Origin of the sequence: Myxococcus sp. CA039A, assembly GCF_013336645.1 — a bacterium.
GTDB lineage: Bacteria > Myxococcota > Myxococcia > Myxococcales > Myxococcaceae > Myxococcus > Myxococcus llanfairpwllgwyngyllgogerychwyrndrobwllllantysiliogogogochensis.
Genome location: NZ_JABUMQ010000177.1, coordinates 1 through 22,757, shown reverse-complemented (window position 1 = coordinate 22,757; position 22,757 = coordinate 1). Strand labels below are relative to the sequence as shown.

At 68.0% G+C, this 22,757-nt stretch carries 19 protein-coding genes; 8 read left to right on the top strand and 11 right to left on the bottom strand.

What is annotated here, in order from left to right; all coding sequences use genetic code 11:
* The 3 genes from HR086_RS27245 to HR086_RS27235 all read right to left on the bottom strand — a co-directional run.
* Positions 1 to 221 (bottom strand): hypothetical protein (locus tag HR086_RS27245; RefSeq protein WP_174467084.1); only part of this gene is annotated, 221 nt, incomplete at its 3' end.
* Between the two features lie 164 nt (positions 222 to 385).
* Positions 386 to 1,249: a carboxypeptidase regulatory-like domain-containing protein gene (locus HR086_RS27240; RefSeq protein ID WP_174457058.1), complete on the bottom strand. Its 864-nt coding sequence runs from the start codon at positions 1,247 to 1,249 to the stop codon at positions 386 to 388.
* Between the two features lie 175 nt (positions 1,250 to 1,424).
* A complete protein-coding gene (locus tag HR086_RS27235; RefSeq protein WP_174467083.1) occupies positions 1,425 to 2,672 on the bottom strand; it encodes a hypothetical protein in 1,248 nt (415 codons plus the stop codon).
* 231 nt (positions 2,673 to 2,903) lie between these two features.
* On the opposite strand from HR086_RS27235, the gene HR086_RS27230 reads away from it, so the two are divergent.
* Positions 2,904 to 3,890, top strand: coding sequence for a hypothetical protein (locus HR086_RS27230; RefSeq protein ID WP_174467082.1), 987 nt, complete (start codon positions 2,904 to 2,906; stop codon positions 3,888 to 3,890).
* Positions 3,891 to 3,942: 52 nt separating this feature from the next.
* Here HR086_RS27230 and HR086_RS27225 read toward each other — a convergent pair whose 3' ends face one another.
* Together HR086_RS27225 and HR086_RS27220 are read right to left on the bottom strand one after the other, a co-directional pair.
* A complete protein-coding gene (locus tag HR086_RS27225) occupies positions 3,943 to 4,614 on the bottom strand; it encodes a DsbA family protein (RefSeq protein WP_141644036.1) in 672 nt (223 codons plus the stop codon).
* A gap of 162 nt (positions 4,615 to 4,776) precedes the next feature.
* Complete coding sequence (locus HR086_RS27220) at positions 4,777 to 5,778, bottom strand: RimK family alpha-L-glutamate ligase (protein WP_141644035.1); 1,002 nt, start codon at positions 5,776 to 5,778, stop codon at positions 4,777 to 4,779.
* Between the two features lie 78 nt (positions 5,779 to 5,856).
* Between HR086_RS27220 and HR086_RS27215 the strand changes: the two genes are divergently transcribed.
* The 7 genes from HR086_RS27215 to ileS all read left to right on the top strand — a co-directional run bounded on the left by HR086_RS27215 (position 5,857) and on the right by ileS (position 14,853).
* A complete protein-coding gene (locus tag HR086_RS27215; RefSeq protein WP_174457055.1) occupies positions 5,857 to 7,290 on the top strand; it encodes a sigma 54-interacting transcriptional regulator in 1,434 nt (477 codons plus the stop codon).
* 203 nt (positions 7,291 to 7,493) lie between these two features.
* Complete coding sequence (locus HR086_RS27210) at positions 7,494 to 8,231, top strand: TadE/TadG family type IV pilus assembly protein (protein ID WP_246137289.1); 738 nt, start codon at positions 7,494 to 7,496, stop codon at positions 8,229 to 8,231.
* Positions 8,228 to 9,883, top strand: a complete 1,656-nt coding sequence (locus HR086_RS27205) for a TadE/TadG family type IV pilus assembly protein (RefSeq protein WP_141644033.1) — start codon at positions 8,228 to 8,230, stop codon at positions 9,881 to 9,883. The genes HR086_RS27210 and HR086_RS27205 overlap by 4 nt, the downstream gene beginning before the upstream one ends.
* Positions 9,883 to 10,911 carry a pilus assembly protein gene (locus HR086_RS27200; protein WP_141644032.1) on the top strand — a complete coding sequence of 343 codons (1,029 nt, stop codon included), beginning with the start codon at positions 9,883 to 9,885 and terminating at the stop codon, positions 10,909 to 10,911. Before HR086_RS27205 ends, HR086_RS27200 begins: the two co-directional genes overlap by 1 nt.
* A gap of 1 nt (position 10,912) precedes the next feature.
* Positions 10,913 to 11,224, top strand: a complete 312-nt coding sequence (locus HR086_RS27195) for a hypothetical protein (RefSeq protein ID WP_141644031.1) — start codon at positions 10,913 to 10,915, stop codon at positions 11,222 to 11,224.
* The gene (locus HR086_RS27190) at positions 11,225 to 11,917 is read left to right on the top strand and encodes a hypothetical protein (protein WP_174467081.1); all 693 of its coding nucleotides are present in this window, start codon (positions 11,225 to 11,227) and stop codon (positions 11,915 to 11,917) included. It abuts the gene before it with no gap.
* A 35-nt stretch (positions 11,918 to 11,952) separates the two neighbouring features.
* Positions 11,953 to 14,853 carry an isoleucine--tRNA ligase gene (gene ileS, locus HR086_RS27185; RefSeq protein ID WP_174467080.1) on the top strand — a complete coding sequence of 967 codons (2,901 nt, stop codon included), beginning with the start codon at positions 11,953 to 11,955 and terminating at the stop codon, positions 14,851 to 14,853.
* A gap of 198 nt (positions 14,854 to 15,051) precedes the next feature.
* Here ileS and HR086_RS27180 read toward each other — a convergent pair whose 3' ends face one another.
* The 6 genes from HR086_RS27180 to HR086_RS27155 all read right to left on the bottom strand — a co-directional run.
* Complete coding sequence (locus HR086_RS27180; RefSeq protein ID WP_174460119.1) at positions 15,052 to 15,720, bottom strand: Tfp pilus assembly protein FimT/FimU; 669 nt, start codon at positions 15,718 to 15,720, stop codon at positions 15,052 to 15,054.
* A 2-nt stretch (positions 15,721 to 15,722) separates the two neighbouring features.
* The gene (locus HR086_RS27175) at positions 15,723 to 16,919 is read right to left on the bottom strand and encodes a prepilin-type N-terminal cleavage/methylation domain-containing protein (RefSeq protein WP_174460118.1); all 1,197 of its coding nucleotides are present in this window, start codon (positions 16,917 to 16,919) and stop codon (positions 15,723 to 15,725) included.
* On the bottom strand, positions 16,916 to 17,446 hold the full coding sequence (locus HR086_RS27170) for a prepilin-type N-terminal cleavage/methylation domain-containing protein (protein WP_174467079.1): 531 nt from the start codon (positions 17,444 to 17,446) through the stop codon (positions 16,916 to 16,918). Before HR086_RS27170 ends, HR086_RS27175 begins: the two co-directional genes overlap by 4 nt.
* Positions 17,443 to 21,714 (bottom strand): DUF4114 domain-containing protein, encoded by a 4,272-nt coding sequence (locus HR086_RS27165; protein WP_174467078.1) that lies wholly within the window; start codon positions 21,712 to 21,714, stop codon positions 17,443 to 17,445. The genes HR086_RS27170 and HR086_RS27165 overlap by 4 nt, the downstream gene beginning before the upstream one ends.
* Positions 21,714 to 22,193, bottom strand: coding sequence for a cytochrome c family protein (locus tag HR086_RS27160; RefSeq protein ID WP_174467077.1), 480 nt, complete (start codon positions 22,191 to 22,193; stop codon positions 21,714 to 21,716). Before HR086_RS27160 ends, HR086_RS27165 begins: the two co-directional genes overlap by 1 nt.
* A gap of 29 nt (positions 22,194 to 22,222) precedes the next feature.
* The coding region (locus HR086_RS27155; protein ID WP_174467076.1) for a hypothetical protein at positions 22,223 to 22,757 on the bottom strand (535 nt) is incomplete at its 5' end.

The window sequence follows — 22,757 nt, the reverse complement described above, 5'->3', positions numbered from 1 at the left end:
GGCAGGTACAGCCCGAGCGCCACGCCTCCGAGCACCAGCGCGACGCCCGTCCGTGGCGCTGTCATGGGCATGCCCGCGGCTTCTGGCCACGGTGAGTGCGCGAAGACGGCCCAGCCGGCGAGCGAGAGCAGCCCCAGCAGAGGCGCGCCCGCCACCGCGACCCATGCGAGCGCGCGGGCCATGGCCTGGCTGCGGGACTGGGCCCTCCAGGTCCGATTCATCGGCGTCCCCCCGGAACACACGGGTGCTTCCGCCAAGGGTGGGCGGCCGTGTCACGCGCGGCGGCCCGCTGCCTCGTTCCTCACGCACCTGTCCGGGACATGGATGCGCATGCGCGCCCCCTCGCGCGTCGCACGGCGGGGCAGGGTGCCCGCCTGAGTGCCGCTCACGGGGGCGGATGCAGTCCGGGGTACAGGGTGAGCACCAGGCCCCAACCGGGAGCGACCGCCACGTTGCGAGCCACGTAGGTGTCCTCGCCCTCCACGCCCAGCCGGAACGTCTCCGCGTCCCTGGCGGTGTGAACGTAGAGGAACAGGCCCTCCGCGGAGGTGCCCGCCTGGTTGACGCCGTTCAGGTCCGAGGTCGGGTAGTAGATGCGCTCCGTCAGCTCGCTCCGGTCCGGCACCACGCGCACGCCGGCGCGAGGCTGGCCGTTCTCGTCGACGACGCGGCCCAGCGCGAAGCCCGCGTCGCGAAGGGTGCGGGCCCGGTCTTCCGTGTGGCCGCGCAGCAGCGGCTCACCCATGGCCGTGCACAGCGCGTCGTGGAACTGCTCCGGCAGGGCCCAGGCGCTCGCTTCAATGACATCCGTGCGAGGCCGCGCGCCGGTGAAGACGCTGTCGTAGACGACGGTGACTGTGCGCACGAAGCCCGGGCCGTTGAGTCCCACGGCCAGCCCCTGGTGCACCTCGCGCACGGGGACCTCCGCCACGGCGAAGGCGCCGTCTTCGGCGATGGCGCCCGTGCCGAACGTCGCATTGAGGTCATTCACCGCCACGCGCAGCGGCTCCTCGATGGCGACGGGCATGCCGCCGAGCGAGGGCACCGGTTGTCCCAGGGACGTGAGCAGTCGCGCGGCCTCGGGCAGCACCTGCGCCTGCCCGCTGACGCGGATGCGGAGGTTGTCCAGGTCCACCGACTCGGCGTCATCGGTCTGGAAGCCGGGGTCCGGAGCAGGTCCGCCGGAGCCGCAGCCGGACGACACGAGCCCGAGAAGTACACAGGATGCCAGCAGGATTGGGCGCTTCATCGGTCGGCAACATTTCCATGCCCCCGTCGAGCGGCAATCCACCCGCGAACGCTCCGTCCCCTGTCCGACGCCGCAAACACAGACACCGGGCCGTCACTCGCCTGGGAAGCACGAGGGACGCAGCCCGGTGTCGGAAATCCATCAGCCGTGGAGGGCGGGGGTGCCGCCCGTGGGCTCAGCGCCAGCCGCCCTTGTTGTCCTTGGAGTTGCTGGAACCACCGCGACCACCCGGCGCCGACGAGCCGCCACCCGAACTCTTCGGGGCGCTGCTGCCGCCACCGCTGCCCCAGCTTCCACCGGAGCTCCGGCCTCCGCCGCTGCTCCCGCCACTGCTGCTGCCGCTGCTGCTGCGTCCGCCACCGCTGCCCCAGCCGCCGCTGCTGCTTCCTCCACTGCTGCTGCCGCCGCTGCTGCTCCCGCGTCCGCCACCGCTGCTCCCGTTGCTGCTGTTTCCGCGGTCGTTGTCGTTGTCGCGATTGCCTCGGCCATAGCCACCACCGGAGCTGCCGCCACCGGAGCCACTGCCGCTCGGAGGAGTCCCGCCGTTGTACCCGCCACCACCGGAGCTGCCGCCACCCGAGCTGCCACCGCCGCTGTTGCCGTAGCCACCACCGGAGCTGCCACCGCTGGAGCCACTGCCGCCCGGAGGCGTCCCGCCGTTGTTGCCGTAGCCGCCGTTGTTGCCGCCGCCGGAGCTGCCCCAGCCACCGCCGTTGTTGTCGTCATCGCGGTCTCGCCCCTGGCCGCGCCCGGGACGCGAGCCGCCGCGGTCATCATCCCTGTCCCGCCCGCTGTTGCCCCGGCCGTAACCACCGCCGTTGTTGCCGCCCGAGTTGTTCCCGCCGCCCCAGCCGCCGCCGTTGTTGTCCCCGTCGTATCGGGAGCCGCCGCGAGGAGGCTGGGTGCCCCAGCCGGTGCCGGAGGGAGGAGGCCGGTTCGAGGGACGGTCGTCGTTGCGAGACACGGAGCCGCGAGAAGCGGGGCGCGACCTGGCCCGGCTGTAGCCGTAGCCCGCGGAGGCGGCGTGGGTCCGGTCATACACGTAGCCGCGGTTGCGCTCCCAGCGGTACGCCCGGCCCGCGTTCGGGTAGTAGTCGTGCGAGTGACGCCCGTGCAGGCCGCACGACGCCCCGAGCGGATCCAGGTGGAAGTCCCAGTACCAGACCATCGTCGGCCCTTGGTAGTAGTAGACGTCGTCCGTGTAGACGTAGTGCGTCTCGGCCGGGCGGTAGCCGTGCGTGTGGACGTGGTCGTACGGGCACCAGCCGCCACCGTCGTGGTCCGGAATGGGGTGGTCGCCCGAGAACCGGTAGTCCACCACCGCCACCACGGGGCGGCGGGCGGCGGGGCCGTGATAGTGGGCGTAGCAGCCCGTCCCCATCATCAGGGCAAGAGGGATGGCGAGTGCGAGCAGTCGGCGCATGTGACGAGTCTCCCGTGCGAAGGGCACTTCCAGCCAGTCCCTCTTCGCGACCACGGGCTGAAGACGGGCGGCCCGGAAGGAAATTCACGCCGGACTCCTTCTTGCCCGCCTGCTCCCTCTTTAACCGGGGGTGTGCCCTGGTGAACACCGTGCCGGCTGGTGTAGGTGCGGTGTGAGCGCGATGCGAGCGCCGGGGCTTTCTGGACCCGTCGCGCGAGGAGAAGGGCACCCATGTCGGAATCGGATTTTGGTCGGGGCAGGGGGGCGATGTGCCCGTTGCACCCGGATCACCTCGCGCAGCGGACCTGTACGCGCTGCGGCAACTTCATGTGCGACACGTGCAGCGAGGGCGGCACGCAGGTGCACTGTCCCACCTGTCGTGAGCGCGAGGGCCTGGGTCAGGCCTTCCCGTTGGACCGCCACAACTGGTCCGTCGGCGGGTTGCTGGAGGTGTGCTGGGAGCGGTTCAAGCGCGAGTGGGTGATGCTCAGCGTGGGCGCCATCCTCTTCTTCGCGGCCGCGATGGTGGGCAGCTTCGTCTCCCAGATTCTGTCCTTCATCGGCGGGCTGTCGGGCAGCACCACCGTCACCGTGCTGATGGTCATCGTGGGCACCGTGTTGTCGTGGGTCATCCAGGGCATGGGCACCCTCGGCATCACCCGCATGTGCCTGGACGTGCTCCAGGGTCAGCGCGCCGACCTGGGGCGGATGTTCTCCCAGCTCTCCAAGCTGGTGCCCTACCTGCTCACCCTGCTGCTGTCGTTCGCGGTGATGCTCCCCGTCATCATCCTCTGCTTCGGCGCCGCGCTCGCGGTGTTCGTCGGGATGTCGGGGGTGTCGCTCGCCGAGGTGGGCTCGTCGGAGGAGGCGATCAACGCAGTGATTTCGAACACGCCGCCGCACGTGCTCGTGGTGGCGTTCGTCGTGGGCGCCGGGCTCTACATCTTCCCGGGGCTCTGGCTCGTCATGCCGCTGGTGCTCATGCAGCCGGCGCTCGTGGATGCGGAGAACCCGGGGCCCGTGGAGACGCTGAAGCGCTGCTTCGCCGCCGCTCAGGGGCAGCGCCTGGGCATGCTCGGCACCCTGTTCATCGGCGCCGTCATCTTCATCGTGGGCATCTTCCTGTGCTGTCTGCCGGGCATCCCCGCCCTGGCCTTCTTCCAACTGATGCTCTCCGGCCTCTACCTGTCGCTCAGCAAGGGCGCGGAAGAAGTCTGACGTCGCTCGTCGGGGCCCGCGAAGGGATGCGGGCCCCGGTGCGGGACGTGCGTCAGTGCACCAGCCGCTCGGAGGAACCCGAGCGGGGCGTGGCCACCCGGCCCATGCAGGCCAGGATGTGCTCGCGGTACTCGGTCAGCTCGCGCAGACCGCACAGCATCCACCGCCCGCCAATGACGAGCGTGGGCACGCCGCGCACGCCGCGGCCCGTCGCGTCGCGGTGCTCATCCAGGATGAGCCGGCGCGTCTCCTCGGAGCGGAACGCGGCGGAGAACTCGTTCATCGCCAGGCCCACGCGCGACGCCAGCTCGAACACCACGTCCGGGCGCGACACGTTGACGCCCTGCTCCAACGCGGCGCGCTGCATGGCCCGCGCGAGGAAGGCACGCGCCTGCGGTCCCTGGAGTCGCGCGGCCTCGAGCGCCGCCAGTGCCGGCACGCTGCTGCGCGGTGGGTCTCCACCCAGCCACAGGTCCGTGGACAACAGTGGAGCGGTCTGGTCCGACTCGCGTTGCGCGCGCTGCACTTCTTCCACGAGGCCGCGCTTCTCGCGCTCCGTGGGAAGCACATCGTGCACGCGAAGCGGATAAGGCCTCACGCTCCAGCGGACGGCTTCGCCCAACTCCTGGCGCAAGACGTCCAGGCGCAGGTCGGCGAGATAGCACCAGGAGCACAACACATCCTGGTACACGGTGATCTGCAGCGGCTTGTGCAGCGTTTTCATGGGGGGCCGCCAGATTAGAGGCCACGCCGCGCTGCTGCCAACTCCCCATGACACTCGGCCGCTGAATGCATTCCTGTGTTCCTGAGGAGCATGCGAGGTAGCTGTGGCCCAGGCTGCTCGCTTGCTTCAGGGCATGCGAGCAACCTCCACGGCCCTCCGTGCCTACTCTCCGAAGGCCTGCGGACCGCCCGACTTCGACCCGGCGTAAGCCAGCGCGTGGTCGATGATTTCTCCCGCGATGTCCCGTCCCGTGGCGCCCTCCAGTCCCTCGAAGCCAGGGCTGGAGTTGATCTCCATCAACCGGGGTCCCGCGTGGCCCTCCAGCATGTCCACGCCGGCGACCTCCAGGCCGATGATGTTCGCGGCCCGCACAGCGGCTTCCATGTACGCGGGAGGAAGCTCGATTGCCTGCCCTTCACCGCCGCGGTGGATGTTGGAGCGGAACTCGCCCTTCTTCGCCTTGCGACGCATCGCGCCCACCACCCGACTGCCCACCACGAGCGCGCGCACGTCGCGGCCCTCGCTCTCCGCGACGAACTCCTGGAGCACGATTTCCTGACCCAGGTCCCAGAACGTGTCCAGGATGGTCTGCACCTCCGGCAGCGTGTGAGCGATCATCACCCCCACGCCCTGCGTGCCCTTGATGAGCTTGATGATGACGGGCAGCCCACCCACCTCTTCCACCAGCCGGCGCACGTTGCTGCGGTCATGCGCCATCACCGTGCGCGGGATGTCCAGTCCGGAACGCGACAGGAACTGGAGCGCGCGCAGCTTGTCTCGGCTGCGCGCGATGGACGACGGAGGGTTGAGTACCGGAACACCCATCATCTCGAAGTGATTCACCACCGCCAGCCCATAGGCGGTGATGGACGCGCCGATGCGCGGCACGACGACGTCCACGCCCTTCATCTCCACACCGCGGTACGTCATGCGCGGTGCGCCTTGCGCGAGCAGCAGGCAGCAACGCAGAGTGTCCAGCACCAGCGGCCGGTGGCCCCGCTCCCGAATGGCGGACACCAACCGGCGTGTCGAGTAGAGCGAGCGCTTCCGGGACAGGATGGCCACCGTCTTCTTCACGCGTGAACGACGCGGCGCGGGGCGCTCGGGTGCCGGGGACCCAGGCGTGGCCGGGGCCTTCTTCTGCTGGATTTTTCGGGGAGACATGGGCGGAGCACCCGAGCGTACCATGTACCGCCGGACGGGGCGGGTGACGTGGTTCGCGTTTGCTATCCTCGAACGCAGATGAGCGCGACAGATCCGCATCCCGACGACATCCACACCAGCCCCGGAGATGCCGCCGGGTTAGACCTTGCCCACTCTCCGTTGCTGGGAGAGACGCTCGTGGTGGACCCGCGTACCACGGTGAAGCTCCACAAGTGTCGGCTGGCCGTGGCCTCCGGGCCGGACACCGGACGCTCCGTCGTCAGCGACAAGGAACGCCTGCGCTGCGGCGCGCACCCGGGCAATGACCTGGTGCTCGTGGAGGACCGCACCGCCAGCCGCCACCACTTCGAAATCCAGTTCACCGAGCGCGGCTATCTGCTGGTGGACCTGGGCTCCACCAACGGCACGTTCCTGGACGGCCGCAGAATCGAGCGGGCCTATCTCTCACCGGGCTCGCAGATTCGCGCGGGCTCGTCCGTGCTGACCTTCGCGCCGCTGGATGAGGAAGTCACCATCGAGCCGGACCGCGACGGCGAGCTGTGCGGCATGGTCGGCCAGAGCATGAAGATGCGCCAGATATTCGGGCTCATCAAGAAGATCGCCCCGCTCGATGTCTCCGTCATCATCCAGGGCGAGACGGGCACCGGCAAGGAGCTGGTGGCGCGCGCCATCCATGAGCTGTCGGGTCGCAACAAGTCGCCCATGGAGGTGCTCGACTGCGGCGCCATCCCGCCCAACCTCATCGAGAGCGAGCTGTTCGGCCACGAGAAGGGCGCCTTCACCGGCGCGGTGAGCGGACGCCCCGGCGCCTTCGAGCGCGCGCACGGCGGCACCATCTTCCTGGACGAACTGGGCGAGCTGCGCCTGGACCTGCAGCCCAAGCTGTTGCGGGTGCTGGAGAACCACGAGGTGCGCCGCGTGGGCGGCAACGACGTCATCGAGGTGAGCTGCCGCGTCATCGCCGCCACCAACCGGGATTTGATGAAGGAGATTCAGGCGGGCAACTTCCGCGAGGACCTCTACTTCCGCCTGTCGGTGATTACGATTCAGCTCCCGCCGCTGCGCCAGCGCCGCGACGACATCCCCCTCATCCTCAAGGAAGCCCTCGCGGACCCGGAGGTCGTCCTCAAGCACGGCAAGAAGCGCTTCTCCGCGGAGTCCATGAGCCTGCTGATGTCCTACGCGTGGCCGGGCAACGTGCGCGAGCTGATGAACGTCCTGTCTCACGTGCTCACGTTCAGCGAGGGCGAAGAAATCCAGCCAGCCAGTCTCCCGCCCCGGGTGCGGGGGCAGGCCCGCGAGGGGCCGCTGCCCTTCAACGAGCACCTGTCCTTCAAGGACGCCAAGGAGCAGCTCCTGGAGAACTTCGAGCGGGAGTACGTCACCAGCGTCCTCACCCGCTGCGAGGGGAACCTCTCCCGCGCCGCCCGGGAGAGCGGCCTGCACAGGAAGTCCATCGAGCGGCTGGTGAAGAAGTATCAGCTCGATACCAAGGGCATGAAATCACGCTGATCCACGCCCCTGGGGTCGCCGCACCCCGGGGGATTCCCGTGACACACGTGACACACGCGCTGCCCGGCCTGTAGCGCTGACTGGGAGACAGCCCCTTTGCGACGGGCAAGTTGACGTATGTCTTCTGGGGGGTAAATCCCTGGAACATGCGTGCTGCCATGAATTCCTACCCTCGAAGGAATGTTGGCCAGTCAGGACAAGCCATGGTGGAGGCGGCAATCACCCTGCCGCTGGTGGTGTTCCTGTTGCTGGGCACGTTGCAGTTGTTCCTGATGTTGCAGGCGCGCGTGCTGGCGCAGTACGCGGCGTTCCAGGCGACCCGGGCGGGCAGCGTGGCGCATGGCGAGTGCGAGCGGATGACCCATGCGGCCATCCTCGCGCTGCTGCCCTCGTTCCACTCGTTCCTGGGCATGTCGAGCGCCACCGACGAGGTGCGGCATGGTGGCGGGGGGGGTGCGCCGGCGAAGCTGGCGGCGGCCTTTGGCGCGCGCCGGGACAACCGCTACCGGAGCGGCCTGGACGGCGTGCACACCGGCGGCATCGTGTGGATCAACCGGGCGCTGGTGGGGGGCGGTATCGACGGCCCGCAGGACCGCGCGTTCGACGACCCGGGGCACCTGCGGCGGCTGGAGGTGCAGCTCATCTACTGGTACCCGATGCGCATCCCGTTCGCGAACTGGGTGATGTCGCGCATGTTCATGGCGCAGATGGGCATCCAGGACTACACGGCCGCCAATCCGCTGATGCCCGCGGAGCGCAACGCCAACTGGAACGCGGGGGAGTTCTCCACGCCGCTCAACCTGGCGGGTGACATCCGCTCCGAGCTGGCCTCGCGGGTGGCTCGCGAGGAGTACGTCTTCCCCATCGAAACCAGCTTCACCATGCGGATGCTGACGCCCGCCAAGCGGCGCCACTTCGCCACCATGGACTGCCCCCGATGAAGCGCTCCCTGTCTCGCGGTCAGACGCTGGTGCTGTTCGTGCTGGGCACCTTGTTGATGGTGCTCATGGTCACCATGACGCTCTCCTTCTCCATGAAGGTGCGTGAGCGCATCGAACTGCAGACGGTGGCGGACGCGGCGGCCTACTCCAACGCGGTGGCCACCGCGCGCACCTTCAACAACATCGCGGTGATGAACCGCGCGCAGATTGGCCACGCGGTGGCGCAGGCGGGCGCCACCAGCCTGGTGAGCTGGGCCAGCCTCTACCGCGCGCAGCTCAACGCGGCCAACACGGGCTTCGGCATTGGCAAGAAGCCCTACCAGCTGGCCATGGCCACCGGCTGTCCCTGCGCCGCGAAGAGCTCGTGGTGTCGGGAGAAGTGCCGCTGCGGGCGCCAGGGCGTGTCCGACCTGGGGATGCTCCAGACGCAATTGCGCATCGAGCAGGCGCGCGTGGAGGCCGTGTTCCAGTCCATGGACTTCATGGTGAACCTCCAGATTCTCGCGCACCAAATCGCGCAGGGAGCGTTCTACGTCGCGCAGCAGGACAACTACCGCGACCTGCGCGACGCCCTGGGGAGCCAGCACTTCACGAACAGGATTCTGCGCAACATCGAGGGTCCGGGGAAGTTCGTGGGGGACTCCGCCTGGAGGGTGCCCGACATCGGCGGCGTCAACGAGGGCGAGCTGAGTGGCGGCATCGCCTGCACGGACGACGGCGCCGTCTGTGATTTGCCGCTCACCGTCGCGCACGCCGTCAACGCGGCCATGGGCAGCCGCGGCTTCCACTTCGTCACCCACCGCCAGTGGCGACTGGGGGACTACACCGCGCACCAGGCCAACCTGGACTTCGTCATCTGGCTTCCGGACGATGTGACGGTGCTGCCCACCACCAACGGGACGACGTACTTCGGCAAGCCGGGGCGGAAGGTGCCGCTGCTGCCTCCCTATGCTCCCGCGCTCACGGGAGATGAGCAGGGCCGCATCGGCTGGATGTACAACCACCTGCTGCATGGCGGAAACCCCGTCGCCTGTCCCGCGAGCGTCGCGGGGACCCAGTCGACCACGGCGTCCCTGGTGTCGTCGGGGGGCTTCATGCCCCGGCCCGAGCACAGGTGGACGGGCGGTGCTGATGCCGGTGGCCCCTTCAATCACATGCTGGCGCCCTGCCTGGGTGGGCCCTCGTCGTGCCCTGGCATCTGGCCGCCGTTCCTGGACTACAACCTCACGCTGCTGCTCAACGGCGAGGGCAACAACTACGGCCAGCCGAAGAACTTCGCCGTCGTCCAGAGAGACTTGATGGCGCGCAAGCTGGACCCGTGGGACCTGTCCTTCCGCTACCGCTTCGAGTCCGGAAGCGCGGGCAACGTGTACGACGCGACCAGCTTCAACCTGGCGGATGGCACGCCCAACAGCACGCAGACGGCGCTGTCCACGGGCATCGCCTACTACCACCGCGGTGAGAGCCTGGGCTTCCACCACTGGAGCGAGCCGCCCAACCTGCTCAATCCGTACTGGCGCGCCACGCTCGTGGGCGCGGACATCGACAACAATGGCGTGCGCGACGCCATCGGGACGTTGGGAATCAGCTCGCCCGTCGCGGCGCAGACCTTCCAGGAGCTGCGCAACGCGGGCTTCAAGGGGCTTCAGTGATGACACCGCGCCGCTCTCGTCGTCAGCGCCGGAACGCTCGGGGCCAGGCCCTGCTCGAAGCGGCCATCGGCACCACGCTGTTCGTCACCATCATCGCCTTCGGCATCCACTTCGCGGAGGTGGGCTTCCTGTCGCTGAAGGTGCAGGAGGCCGCGGTCTCCGCGCTGTGGGATGGCACGCACGGGGAGATGCACACCATCCCCGTCTCGTATGACGACGCGGAGGACTCCATGCGGGATGCCGCCGCGAACGCCGAGGCGCGCTACTCGGACTTCAAGGGCCTGTCCTCCGCTCCGGGCGCCGGCCGCATCACCCAGGTATTCACGCAGGGCACCGGCATGCAGGTGCGCTGCGGCATGGACGTGGGCGTGGGCTGGACGGGGGCGATTCCCACCCGGCTCGTCTACCGGGACAACGGCGGCACGGCGTGCGGCGCCCAGGCCACGCTGAGCACCTGGCGCTTTCCCAGCTCGTTCCTTGACGGCCCCTCGGACGGCGCGCTCTACCAGAAGCAAAACCTGGACAACTCCCTCACCAACCTCCGGGTCTGCGCGGTGGGCCGCGCGGTGGGCGGCACCTGCAACGGCCGCTTCTCCATGCTCGTGGATGACTGGGGGCTCGCGGGCCCGCTGGAGTCGGCCACCTGCAACATCTTGATGCAGGACCAGCTCATCCCCTGCACGAACGCGCCCATGCACGCGGCGGTGTGGTCCACCTACGCGCCGACGACGCTGCCCATCCCCACCGCCGCGAGCAACCTGGCGCAGGCCACGCTGTTCTGGAACCCGCTGCCTCCCACGGCGCTCGCCATGGTGGGCCTGGGCATGATGGAGAAGACCTTCTGGATGAGCGCGGCGGGTGAGGACGTCGTCAACTTCATCCAGGCCCCGCCCCTCATGGACCCCATCTCCCGCATCTGGCCCACGACGCCGGGCTCCATCATCGGCGTCACCACGTTCCCGTATGGCGCGGCTCACCTGGAGCGCTTCGGCAATGGCGGCTGCTTCCTGGGAAAGGACTGTGATTGAGATGACGCGCGTGTCCCTCTCGGGTGGGCGCTGGATGCTGGGCCTGGGCGCCGTGCTCATGGCTCAGCTGGCGTTGGCGGATGGCAACCAGTGCAGCATGGAGTGCACCACCAAGGCCGACGCCACCATGCGCTCGTGCATGGACCGGTGTCCCTCGCCCTCGGACGACCCCACGAAGCCCGGGCCCTTCCAGTCCTGCGCCCTCCGCTGTCAGGAGAAGCAGGACAAGAAGTTCAACGAGTGCGCGGAGCGCTGCGTGGACCCGGAGGGACTGGAGTCGCCCCGCAAGGGCAAGAGCGGACGGGTCCGTTAGATGGCGCGCGTGAGGAGCGGAGCCTGGGGTCTGCTGGTGTGGGGGCTGCTGTCCGCCGGACAGGCCGCCGCCCAGCGCACGCCCTTCAAGTGGGAGGTGCCCGGCGTCGTGGGCGTGGTGGAGGTGACGCAGCCGGTGCTCTCCAGCGGCGTCCCCGTGAAGCTCAGCGCGGTGCGCAGCAAGGCGCGGCCGGAGGACATCCTCCAGGCGCTGGTGGACCGCTTCCTGTTGTGGGGGCTGCATGTCCCGCCGGAGTCGCGTCAGCCGCAGTTGTTGCGCGAGCCGATGATTACCGCCATCGACACGCGCGCCTTCGTCTCCTACACGGCCATCCTCCAGCCCAATCCGGACGGGACGACGACGGTGTTCCTGGGACAGGCGGACCTGTCGCAGGGGCCGCGTCCGCAGTCCAACGTCGCGCCCATCTATCCCGGGGGCGCGGGGATGATGCAGACGGACATGGAGGGGGCGCGGACGCTCGTCTACTCGGTGAGCGCGAAGGCGGCGGACGTGGAGGTCTTCTACCGCAACGAGCTGACCCAGGCGGGCTTCGAGGAAGTCGAGCCCCGGGTGTATCGCTCCAGCCAGGACGAGATGCAGCTCAAGCTGACCCCGGCCAAGGATGGCAGGCTGGCCGTCATCATCGTGCGGCGCACCGTTTCTCCCGAGGATGCGAAGCCCGCGGGTGATTGAAGCGCTGAACCGAGCGTGTTACGGGCGCTGTCGACATGAGCGACACGCCCTCCCAGGACAAGGACTTCAAGGACTCGGTCAACCTGCCGCGCACGGAGTTCCCGATGAAGGGGAACCTGGCGCAGCTCGAGCCACGGATGCTCGGCTGGTGGGCGGAGCGGGGCATCTGGGGAAAGATTCTGGAGAAGAACGCGGCGGGTGAGCCCTTCGTGCTGCCAGACGGCCCGCCCTACGCCAACGGCCACCTCCACGCGGGCCACGCGCTCAACAAGGTCCTCAAGGACATCGTGGTGAAGTACCGCAACCAGGTGGGCCGCCGGTGCGACTTCATCCCGGGCTGGGACACGCATGGCCTGCCGATTGAGCAGGCCGTCGAGAAGCGGCTGAAGGACAAGAAGGTGGACAAGCGCACCCTGTCGCGCGACGCCTTCCTGGAGCAGTGCCGCGCGTACGCGCTGGAGTTCATCGACATCCAGAAGGCGGAGTTCCAGCGGCTGGGTGTGTTCGGCTCGTGGGACGCGCCCTACAAGACGCTCGACTTCGCCTACGAGGCGCAGGAAATCCGTGAGCTGGCCGTCTTCGCGCGCCGGGGCATGCTCTACCGCCGCAAGAAGCCCGTGTACTGGTGTCTGTATGACCAGACGGCGCTGGCGGAGGCGGAAGTGGAGTACGAGGAGCACGAGTCTCCGTCCGTGTACGTGGCCTTCGCGGCCGGCCCTGAAATCGCCGAGCGGGTGCCCGCGCTGAAGGGCAAGGACGTCGCCTTCGCCATCTGGACGACGACGCCGTGGACGCTGCCGGCCAACCTGGCCATCGCCGTCAATCCGGAGCTGGAGTACGTCTTCTACCAGCTGGGCTCGCGCGTCATCTGCGTGGCCAAGGACCTGTTGCCCAAGGTGCTGGCGGAGGTGAAGTCGGACGAGCTGGCGGTGAAGCACGTGGAGCTGCCGGGCGGCGAGGTGTCCGCGGCGGCGCTGGTGGACCCGTCGCGCATCCTCGCGTACGCGCAGGGCCAGGATTTGGAGCACCTGACGTACCAGCACCCGTTCTACGCGCGCCGGGGGCGCATCGTCCTGGGCGAGCACGTGACGCTGGAGGCCGGTACGGGCCTGGTGCACACGGCGCCGGGGCATGGCCAGGAGGACTACGAGGTCGGCCTGCGCTACGGGTTGGACATCTACAACCCGGTGCGCCCGGACGGCCGCTACGACGACACGGTGGGCGAGGCGCTCACGGGCAAGCGCGTGTTCGAGGCGAACCCGCTCGTCATCGCCGTCCTGGTGGAGAAGGGCGCGTTGCTGAACGACGCGAAGGACACGGTGGCGCACAGCTATCCGCACTGCTGGCGCTGCCACAACCCCATCATCCTGAGCGCGACGTACCAGTGGTTCATCCCCATGGACGTGCCGTTCCACGGGGAGAAGACGTTCCGCCAGGAGGTGCTGGCGGAGGTGGACAAGGTGGAGTGGGTGCCCTCGTGGGGGCACAGCCGCATCCGGGGCATGCTGGAGACGCGGCCGGACTGGACCATCAGCCGTCAGCGCACGTGGGGCGTGCCCATCTGCATCGCGTACTGCGAGGGCTGTGACGAGTCGCTCGTGTCGCCGGAGCTGATGGAGAAAGTCGCGGCCCAGGTCGAGAAGGAAGGCGTGGGCGTGTGGTACCGCACGCCGGTGAAGGACTTCCTGCCCGAGGGCTTCAAGTGCTCGCGCTGTGGGCACGGGGAGTTCCGCCGCGAGACGGACATCCTCGACGTGTGGTTCGACTCGGCGTGCATGTTCTCCGCGGTGTTGGAGCGCCGTCAGCGGATTCCGGCGGACCTCTTCCTGGAGGGCAGCGACCAGCACCGGGGCTGGTTCCACTCGTCCATGTTGGTGGCGGTGGGGACTCGCGACATGTCGCCCTACAAGGCGTGCCTCACGCACGGCTTCGTGGTGGACGGCAAGGGCGAGAAGATGTCGAAGAGCCTGGGCAACGTGGTGGCGCCGGAGAAGATCATCCAGCAGTACGGCGCGGAGGTGCTGCGCCTGTGGGTGGCGGCGAGCGACTACCGCAACGACGTGCGCCTGTCGGACCAGATTCTCAAGGGCCTGTCGGAGGGCTACCGGAAGATTCGCAACACGGTGCGCTACGCGCTGAGCAACCTGTATGACTTCGACCCGGCGCTGCACACGGTGCCGTACGCGGAGTTGCTGCCGCTGGACCAGTGGGCGCTGGGCCGGTTGTCGGAAGTCGTCACGCGCGTGAAGCAGGCGTACGAGAACTACGAGTTCCACCTCGTCTACGCGACGGTGGTGGACTTCTGCGCCGGTGACTTGTCGGCGGTGTACTTCGACATCCTGAAGGACCGCCTCTACACGTGGCGCACGGATGGGAAGGCGCGGCGGGGTGCGCAGACGGTGCTGCACGAGGTGGCCTCCGTGCTGCTGCGGCTCCTGTCACCGGTGATGAGCTTCACCGCCGAGGAGGCGTGGGGCTTCCTGCCGGGCAAGGCGACGGAGAGCGTGTTCCTGGCGGGCTTCCCGGAGGCGCGCGCGAAGCTGGAGCCAGCGCTGGCGGAGCGCTACGCGAAGCTGTTCGCGTTGCGCGAGGCGGTGCAGGGTGTGCTGGAGGCGGCTCGGCGCGAGAAGCGGATTGGCGCGTCGCTGGAGGCGCGGGTGCTGTTGATGGCGTCGGCCCCGGTGCGGGAGTTCCTGAAGGCGCACCTGGACGAGCTGCCCGGCCTCTTCATCACCAGCCAGGTGGAGCTGGTGGACGCGGAGGGCATCGACGCGACGTCGTTGGACGTGACGCGCGTCTTCGGTGAAGGCGTGAAGGTGCTGGCCGAGGTGAAGCCGGCGCTGGGCCACAAGTGCCCGCGCTGCTGGACGTACTCGGAAGCGGTGGGGCAGGGCGGCGACGTGTGCCTCAAGTGCCGCGAGGCGCTGGCCCCGTAGGCCACCTGTCCGGAAGTCCCACGGGCTCGCGGCTCTTCCATGCCGCGAGCCCGTCGTGTCTCCAGTGCTCCCGATGCGCTGGGGCCGCCAGGGCCCGAAACGAAACGGGCCCGAGTTCCGTGAGGAGACTCGGGCCCATGGGGACTTCGTGTCTGTCAGCGGGTGAAGCCGCGGGGCCTCCCCCGCCTGACGGAGTGCTCAGTAAGGTGGTGGCTGCGCGGTGCACGCGGGCACGGAAAGGTTTTCGGCCTGCTTGGAGTCGCAGTCGAGCAGCGACGCCAGACCGGTGAGGGGCTCCACCATGAGCAGGCTGCGAGGGCGGCCCGACTCCGCGTTGAAGTTGAGCTGCAGGTTGCCCGGGGCCGCGGCGGCGAGCGCCGCCGTGTTGTCGAGCTGACCCTGCATGCAGCCCAGGTTTCCGGGCCGCACCGCGCGGCCCATGCCTGGCAGGTAGCAGAGCCCGTGCACCGAGGCGGCATTCATGGTGTCCGGGATGATGACGTCGGGCCCTACCTCGGAGCAGCAGGCCGCGTTGGTCCGGCACGTGGCGTTGACGCAGGCAATCTGGGGACAGGTGTTGTTGTCCCAGTTGTTGCCGCACGTCAGCCGCTCCCAGCGAGCCACCGTTCGCACCATTCCGTCCGGCATCGTGATGTTGGGTTCCACCACGATGCGCACCGGCTGGTTGGTGGCGATGGCGCGCTGACGCGCCCGCAGCGCGGAGGACCACAGCTCCCGCGTCGCGGCCGACTCACGCTGCCCGTCGATGGGCCGCTGGATGCCCATCAACGCCATGGACAGCATCAGCCCCACCACCGCCAGCGCGATCATCAACTCCAACAGCGTCATTCCGCGTGCGCGCATCATCCTCATATCCCCGCCGCGGGCTGCAGGCCCGCTGATACGAAGTTCCTGGGCGTCACCCGGAGGGTATAGGTCCGCCGCTTGAAGCCATCCTGCGGGAAGCCGTCATCGTCTGGCACGTTGATTTTCGCCGGGTCCACCACCGACCGGTCCGAGCGTGGCGTCCGGATGACCAGCGTGATTTCCACCTCGCGCACCCGCTGGCGCAGGCGCGCACGCAGTTCCTCATTCGTCGTGACCGGGGTTTCGTCCGAGACCAACACGTCCACGGTGCAGGCCGTGGTGCCATTCATCGTGCACTGGTCGATGCTTGTCCCGCCAGGCACGGCGGGGAACCACCGGTAGGCGTTGTTGGGCAGGTTCAAGTTGATGACGCCATAGCGAACCGTCATCTGCTCCACGTCCCGGCTCACCACCGCCCAGGTGTTCGCGCCGGGAGCCATGTACTCCAGCGCGGGGCTGCCTCCCGCCCAGTTCACCCGGTAGGCCGCGCTCACGGTGCGCATGGCCACCCACCCCGCCCGCTGCCACAAGGGGTCCAGGGGGTCGGAACAGGGACCGTTGTTGGTGTTGGCGATGCCCAGGCCCGGGCTCGCCACCACCCGGGCATCCCCTGCGCGAACATCCGTGAGCCTGAAGTGACAGGCCAGGGCACCTTGGGTGGGGTTCGCGACGAGGATGGGGGTTGGCGGTCCGGCGGCCGGCTTGAGGACCGTGGGCGGGTTCGGAGTGGTGCACAGCTCCGCTCCTGCCCTGACATTGCTGCCGATGCCACCGTCACAGCCCGTGAGCGAAATCATGCTGCGAGGGTCACCCCAGAACAACTGCAGCACGTCCGACGCCATATCCGTATAGGGCGCGTTGGTGGGAAGCGAGAAGCCCAGGTCCGACGCGAAGGGCCCTGTCGCCACCCGCATGTCCAGCCCGGTCCAGCTCTGAATCGCGAAGCGTTGGTCTCCATCGGCGAACTGGATGCGCGAATTGCTCATGCCGATACCGGCCCGCTGCACGTCCAGGGTGAGCAGGTCCTTCACCGCCCGCCCCGTCACCTGGGCCACCATCGTCTGTTCCTCGAAGAGGGCACGCCGCTGCATCTGCATGCCCACCACCAGGCCCACTCCGAGCACGATGACGCCAATGGCGCTGGAGATCATCACCTCCAGCAGCGTGAAGCCCCTCTTGCGACGAAGAGACCCGCTCATGGCGCCACCCGCGTCTGGAGGACCACCACCTGGCGTCCCGTGCGTGCCGGCTCAATCCAGCTCACCGAGACGCGGACATTGACGACGTTACCGGGGCTGTTGGCCACCCCGCCGAGGTCCCGATTCACGGGTGGAAATCCCGCCGCGCCATTTTCGATGGAGCCCCCGAGGGCGTTGCTGTCGAGGTCCACCGCCACCTCGTACTCACGCGCGACGGCGCCATTGGTGGGCTTCGCGGGCAGCAGGTCCCCAGCGGCCGTCTGCCATACACGCTCGCGCGTGTTGTCCAGGAACCCCAGGTTGCTGCACGGGTTGGGCGCGGGTGAGCATCCCATGGCGGTGATGGTCTCCAGCCTTCGCTCGGCGAGCAACTGCGCCTGGGTGGCGGTGAGGGTGCGCCGGTTGGACGCGCTGATCTGCGTCACCAGCGTCATCACCGCCGCGATGCCCACCAGCATCACGGCCATGGTGGCCAGCACTTCCAGGAGCGTGACGCCCCTGGAGGTATGGAACCGCGGAGACTTCATCGTGGCAGCCTTCCATCCGGGATGGGGTCGTAGATGAGCATACGCGAGCGTGAGTCATTCGCGTTGACCCCCGGGGGGATAAGGGCGCCACGCGATTCGGGCCTGCCACCACCCGGACCACCTGACGGAAGCACGATGACCTGGCTGCCCTGGACCACCGGTGCGCTGATGCCATGGCCCGTCAGGGCCACGCTCGTCTGCGCCACGCTGCCATTGCCATCCGGCGTCTGGGACGTCGAATAGAGCTTGCCGCTCTCGTCCTCGCTCAGGTTGCAGAGGTCCGCGGTCGTGCCCACGGCGGTGGTCGTGAAAACCTTGTCACCGCCCAGCGCCACGCCGCCCCACACGGCCTGGCCGGCGTCCAGCGGGGAGACCCAGAGGGGGTCGAGCAGGGCACAAGCCCCGGTGCCCCTGGGGTCCGTGTCCTCGAAGGCCATCAGGTGGTACTGATAGTTGTCCTTGTTCGGGGGACCGTCGCTGAACTCGTCCGGGCTGTCGCTGGTGCCAAAGTAGAAGCGGACCCGAGGCGCGGCGCCGCTGCGCACCACCGAGATCGCCAGGTTGGCGTGAATCTGCTGGTAGATCTCGGTGCCAGCCGGGTTGTTCGCCGCGTCGCGGTGGGTCGCGGCCGCCACCGGAGCGCTGGCGATCTTGCACGTCTTGACCTGGCGTCCAAGCTTGCCGCCCGAGTCCACGGAGTCCAGGTTGATGCGGTACACGCTTCCCGCCGTGGTGGGCACGTACAGGACGTCGTATTCGCCGTCGCGGTTGGTGTCCACCGCCGCGGTCGCACCCGCGATGCCCGAGCTCTCGTCCAGGGTGATGACGCCAGCGTACCTGCCCGGGTTGCCGTTGCCCTTCCGGAGGGGTTTGCCTGTCGTCATGTCGAGCAGGTAGATCGTGCCGGAGCGGCCCGATGCGGGCTTGTAGTCCGTGCCGACGATGGCCGTCCACTTGCCCGCCGACTCGTCCCCCCACTTGATGCGGACCACGGACGGGTTGTGACGGGAACCAGAGTTGTCCGGCAGCAGAACGTCGTCGTCGTCATCGGCTGCATCCGTGAACGCGCCGAGGATGTTGTTGTCGTTCAGATTGAACTCCCACAACGGCATCGGGTACTCGGCGCTGTCAGGCCGGGTGATGTCGAGCGCGAACACGGCGGGGCTGCTCTTGCCGGTCGCGGAGACGAGCACCGTCCGGGCGCCCTTCAGGGGGCGGTCGGTCGCCTGCACGGGGCTGGGGAGCGTCCACTTGGCGCCAAGGCCGCCGAAGTCCACGTTGGCGATGGTGGGCGAGGCGTCCATCTGCGGCTTCGGCTTCTCCGCCGAGCCCTGGTACTTGACGTAGAGGTAGCGGTAGCGGTCGAGCAGCGTGCGCGGCAGGTACGCGAACTTCTCGGTGGCGTTGCCGTAGTCGCGCGGGGTGATGGGCGGGGCGCAGCCGGCGCCGGAGGGCTTGAAGTAGCCATTGGCCTGGAGCTTGCCCGGGCTACACGTGTCATTGGCGTCGACGCGGAAGGCACCCGACTCGAAGGCGTGCAGGAAGCCATTCATCGTACCCACGTAGGCCACGGTGGGCCGCTGCTCCAGGGTCCTCATGAAGTTGCGACGATATAGGTCGCGCTCGTCTATCGGCGCGTTCTGCGCCCATGAGTCCAGGTAGGGCGGGACGGCCACGGCTACCGTGGACAGGTTGATGCCGCCCACGGGCCAGGGGCGCTTCACGTTGGTGGCACCTGGCGCCTGGTGGTCTTCCCACCCATACAGCCACTCGCGGAAGACGTTCCGGTCGTTGAAGTCTTCCGGGATGTGCTTGATCGCGGGCGAAGCGATGGTCGGGGTGCCACACCGGCCGTCGTTGTTGATGTCGTAGAGGTACTTTCCAGCGACCTGCTCGTTGCAGAGCGAGTCGGGGAAGAGGACGCTGTTGGCGCCGTTCATGTCGTTTTCGAGCGTGGCGCGGCTGTCATCCGCGGCCTGCGTGTAGAGCTTGCGGTTGAGCGGATCGGCGGAGCCCCGGAGGCTCATGGCCATGACCCTGCCCGCATCCCACCGCTCCATGAAGTTGGCGACGGTGGGGTTCTCCGGGTCATAGCGCGAGGCGAGGTACAGCCGGCCACGCAGCGAGTAATCCTTGCGGTCGTCATAGAGGCGCGTGCTGGCCTCGGGTTGCCCGATGCCGGGCCAGGACTTGCCCCAGGCGCTTCCGGGGGTCTCGTTCACGCCCCAGAGCATGACGTTGCCCACGGTGGAGGGTGATGAGCGCGAGTACGCTCCCGCCCTGACGGCCTGATAGCCCACGTTGACGTTGTCGACGACAGGAACACACCGGTCATCAGGGCTGGTGATTTCCACCTTCCAGCACAACTGCGAGCCTGTGAATCCCATGTCCAGCAGGTCGAGCTCCGTCGAGTTGGGGGAGTTGGCCGGGAAGCGCACCGGAATCCATTGCCTGTTCAAGTTCGGCTTGCGAACCCATGCGCCGTTCTCGAAGACCACGTTGTGGCAGTCCACCGCCACCGAGTACTCGATGGTGGGCGGCTGGCGGCCAGGCAGCTTGCAGGCGCCCGGGGTCGTCTCCGTCCAACACGGAGGAGTGGAGCACCTGGCCGGGTAGCCCGGGTAGGGCGCCGCGTCGTCATAGCGCCCGAAGCGCACCTTGGTGATGACGAAGTCCGCCGCATCGCTCAGGTCGATGTCCCCGGAGAGGCTCGCCGAGCGCTCGGTGCCGCCATTCTTCTTGTTGATGACGAACACCACGTCGTTGAAGTCGCGGTCACCGCCGCCGGGAAGGTCCTCGAACCCCAGAATCCATCGGAAGGGGTCGGTGGACGGCGCTCCCACGATGACGTGGGGCATGGGATTGCGGTTGCCCCCGGGGCGAGGAATCGTCACCGGCTCCTTGGGCATGACCAACTGGCCGTACGTCGCCTCTGAAGCCAGGCGGTCCAGCGTGTCGTCATCCAACCAACCACACATCTTCTTCGAGTTGTCCTGCAGCAGGCACTCAGCGGCCATGCTGGTCTGGTCGTCGGCATTGCAGGAATCCACGTACTCGCAGCCGATGTTGCGCTCGGCCACCGCGGGATTGCTCGTGGAGTTCTGGTCCATGTTCCACGCCGACTTGGAGAAGAACACGGAGATGGGGGAGCGGATGTGCAACAGGCACTTCCCGTCACTGGCTTGCTTCAGGCAGGGATAGACGGTGCCCTCGTTCGGCCCATGGGGGGAGTCGTAGTAGACGATGAGGAAGAAGACGATTTCCTTGCCACCCGGGATGGGGCCCAGGTCCACGGTGCGGTCCCGGATGTCGATGACATTGTCCCGGCTGCCCGGGTCCACCAGGATGCCCCGGTTGTCATAGTTGGAGACGTTGTAGTCAGGGATACCGTTGAAGGTGGTTGAGCTGTCGGGGATGGACGAGAGCTTGCCGTAGGTCTCCGTCCGGTCATCATCGTCCGCGAGCAGGAAGACCATCTGCCCGATGCCCTTGCCGCCGTTCTCCGGGTCCTTGGGCTCCAGCAGGTTGGGGATGCGGGGAAACAGACCCCGGTCGGAGAAGCCTTCCCCCACAACATTGTTCCCGTTGCCCAGGGCGACACCCACCTGGTCTGTATCGATATGGGTGGACCCCAGGCCTGGGCGGGCATCCGCGAGTCCTGCTCGGGGGCCGGTTTCCCCTGTGCGCCGTTCCAAGGTGGCGTCACAGTTGTCTTTCATGGCGAGTTCCGGTTCGGTGTAGTTCAGCCCGCCGGAGGTAAAGGGCTTGTTGCAGCGGCGTGTACCTGCCTTGCCAACGTAAGGACGCGTCATGGGGCCCGTGGTGGGCGCCATGTTGAACAGGTCCTCGTGGAGGTCGAAGATGCCGTTGGCGTTGAGGTCGAGCAGCGCTCCAGAATCCTCGTCCACGTAATCAGCATCAATCGCGTCATCCAGGAACATGTAGCCCAGCGCGTGGGAGGCGCCGGCGGACTCGAACACGTAGCTGATGGTGACGCGCTGGTCGTACGGGAAGAAGATCTTCTCCGGGTTGAGGGGCTCCGGGGGGATGAGCTGGAGGTTGGTGGCGTTGGTTTCAGGCGCCCCTCGTCCCGGTACGACGTTGATGGTCGCGTTCGGTTCGCCGGGGTCGCGCTCCATCGTGCCGCTGAACGTCTGCTGCTTGTCCACCGCCAGGTGGTCCTCGCAGAGGTTGGTGGCGTTCTGGGCCGGTGCGAGCGGGGCCGCCAGCAGGCTGAGCACGGCAAGGGCACGGGTCAGGATTCTCATCACTTCTTCCCCTGTTCAGGACGGGAGGACTCACGCGCCTCGAGCCGCTGCTTCGCGCGGCGGGCGGCGAGGTCATTCTGGAGTTGCTGGCGAAGCTGGTCATCGCGAGACAGCGGGGGCGGCCGCGAGCTGGTCTTCAAGTAGGCCACCAACGCGTCCAGGTCGGTCGGATTCATCCCGCGTGTGTCACAACGGGTCTCCTTTTTGACCTCGCTGGGCGCGGTAATCCAGGTGCGGAGCTCCGCGCTGGAGCGCTCCTTCACGAGCTTGCCAATCTCGACCCGGCGCTCCAACGGAGACCGCGCGGGTGTCGTGACACGCGCGTGGCCCGCCTTCTGTGCCTTCAATGCACTCTTCGAGGGCTGCGGTGTGAGGGTGTGACAGCTCGCGCAGGTATTGTTGAAAGCACTCTGGCCTTCGGGATTCGCCGCGGCGAGTCCAGGAAGCAGCAGGAGCGCGAGAAGCGGGAGTCGTTTCATGGGCGGACTCGCAAGACAGCGAGAAATGTTCAGGGATTGGGGGGCAGTTCGATGGTGATGTCAGGGGCGGTGCCCCCGCCACTCTGCGAGGGGCTGTGCGTGTTGTCGGCGCCGCAGCCGCCTTGGGGACATCCAGGAGACACGATGATGGGGGGCGACTGGTTGCGAATCAGGGCCTGGACGACGGACCGCGTGGGGCGTCCCTCCCGGCTCAGCACCTCGCCCACGGCGGCCACCCAGACTTGACCGTTCGCGTCCGCCAGGGGGTTGCCGTCGTCGACATCGTCGCGCACGAAGACGCGGTAGCGGACGTTGTTCTGCTCCGGGTAGTCGACGTAGACCTCGCCATCAGCGCTGGCCTTCTCGGCGGCCGGCATGTCGTTCGGCGCGAGGCGCAGGTAGTTCCAGGGGTCTCCGGCGCTGGCGGGAAGCAGCTCCATCCAGGGCGGATTGGCACCGGCCAACCCCAGCTCCGCGACGACGGCATTGGCGTTCTGGAGGTTGGTGAAGACCTGGTTGTAGGTCTCGTCGGTGATGGGCGTGCGCAGGCGCATGGCTTCGCGC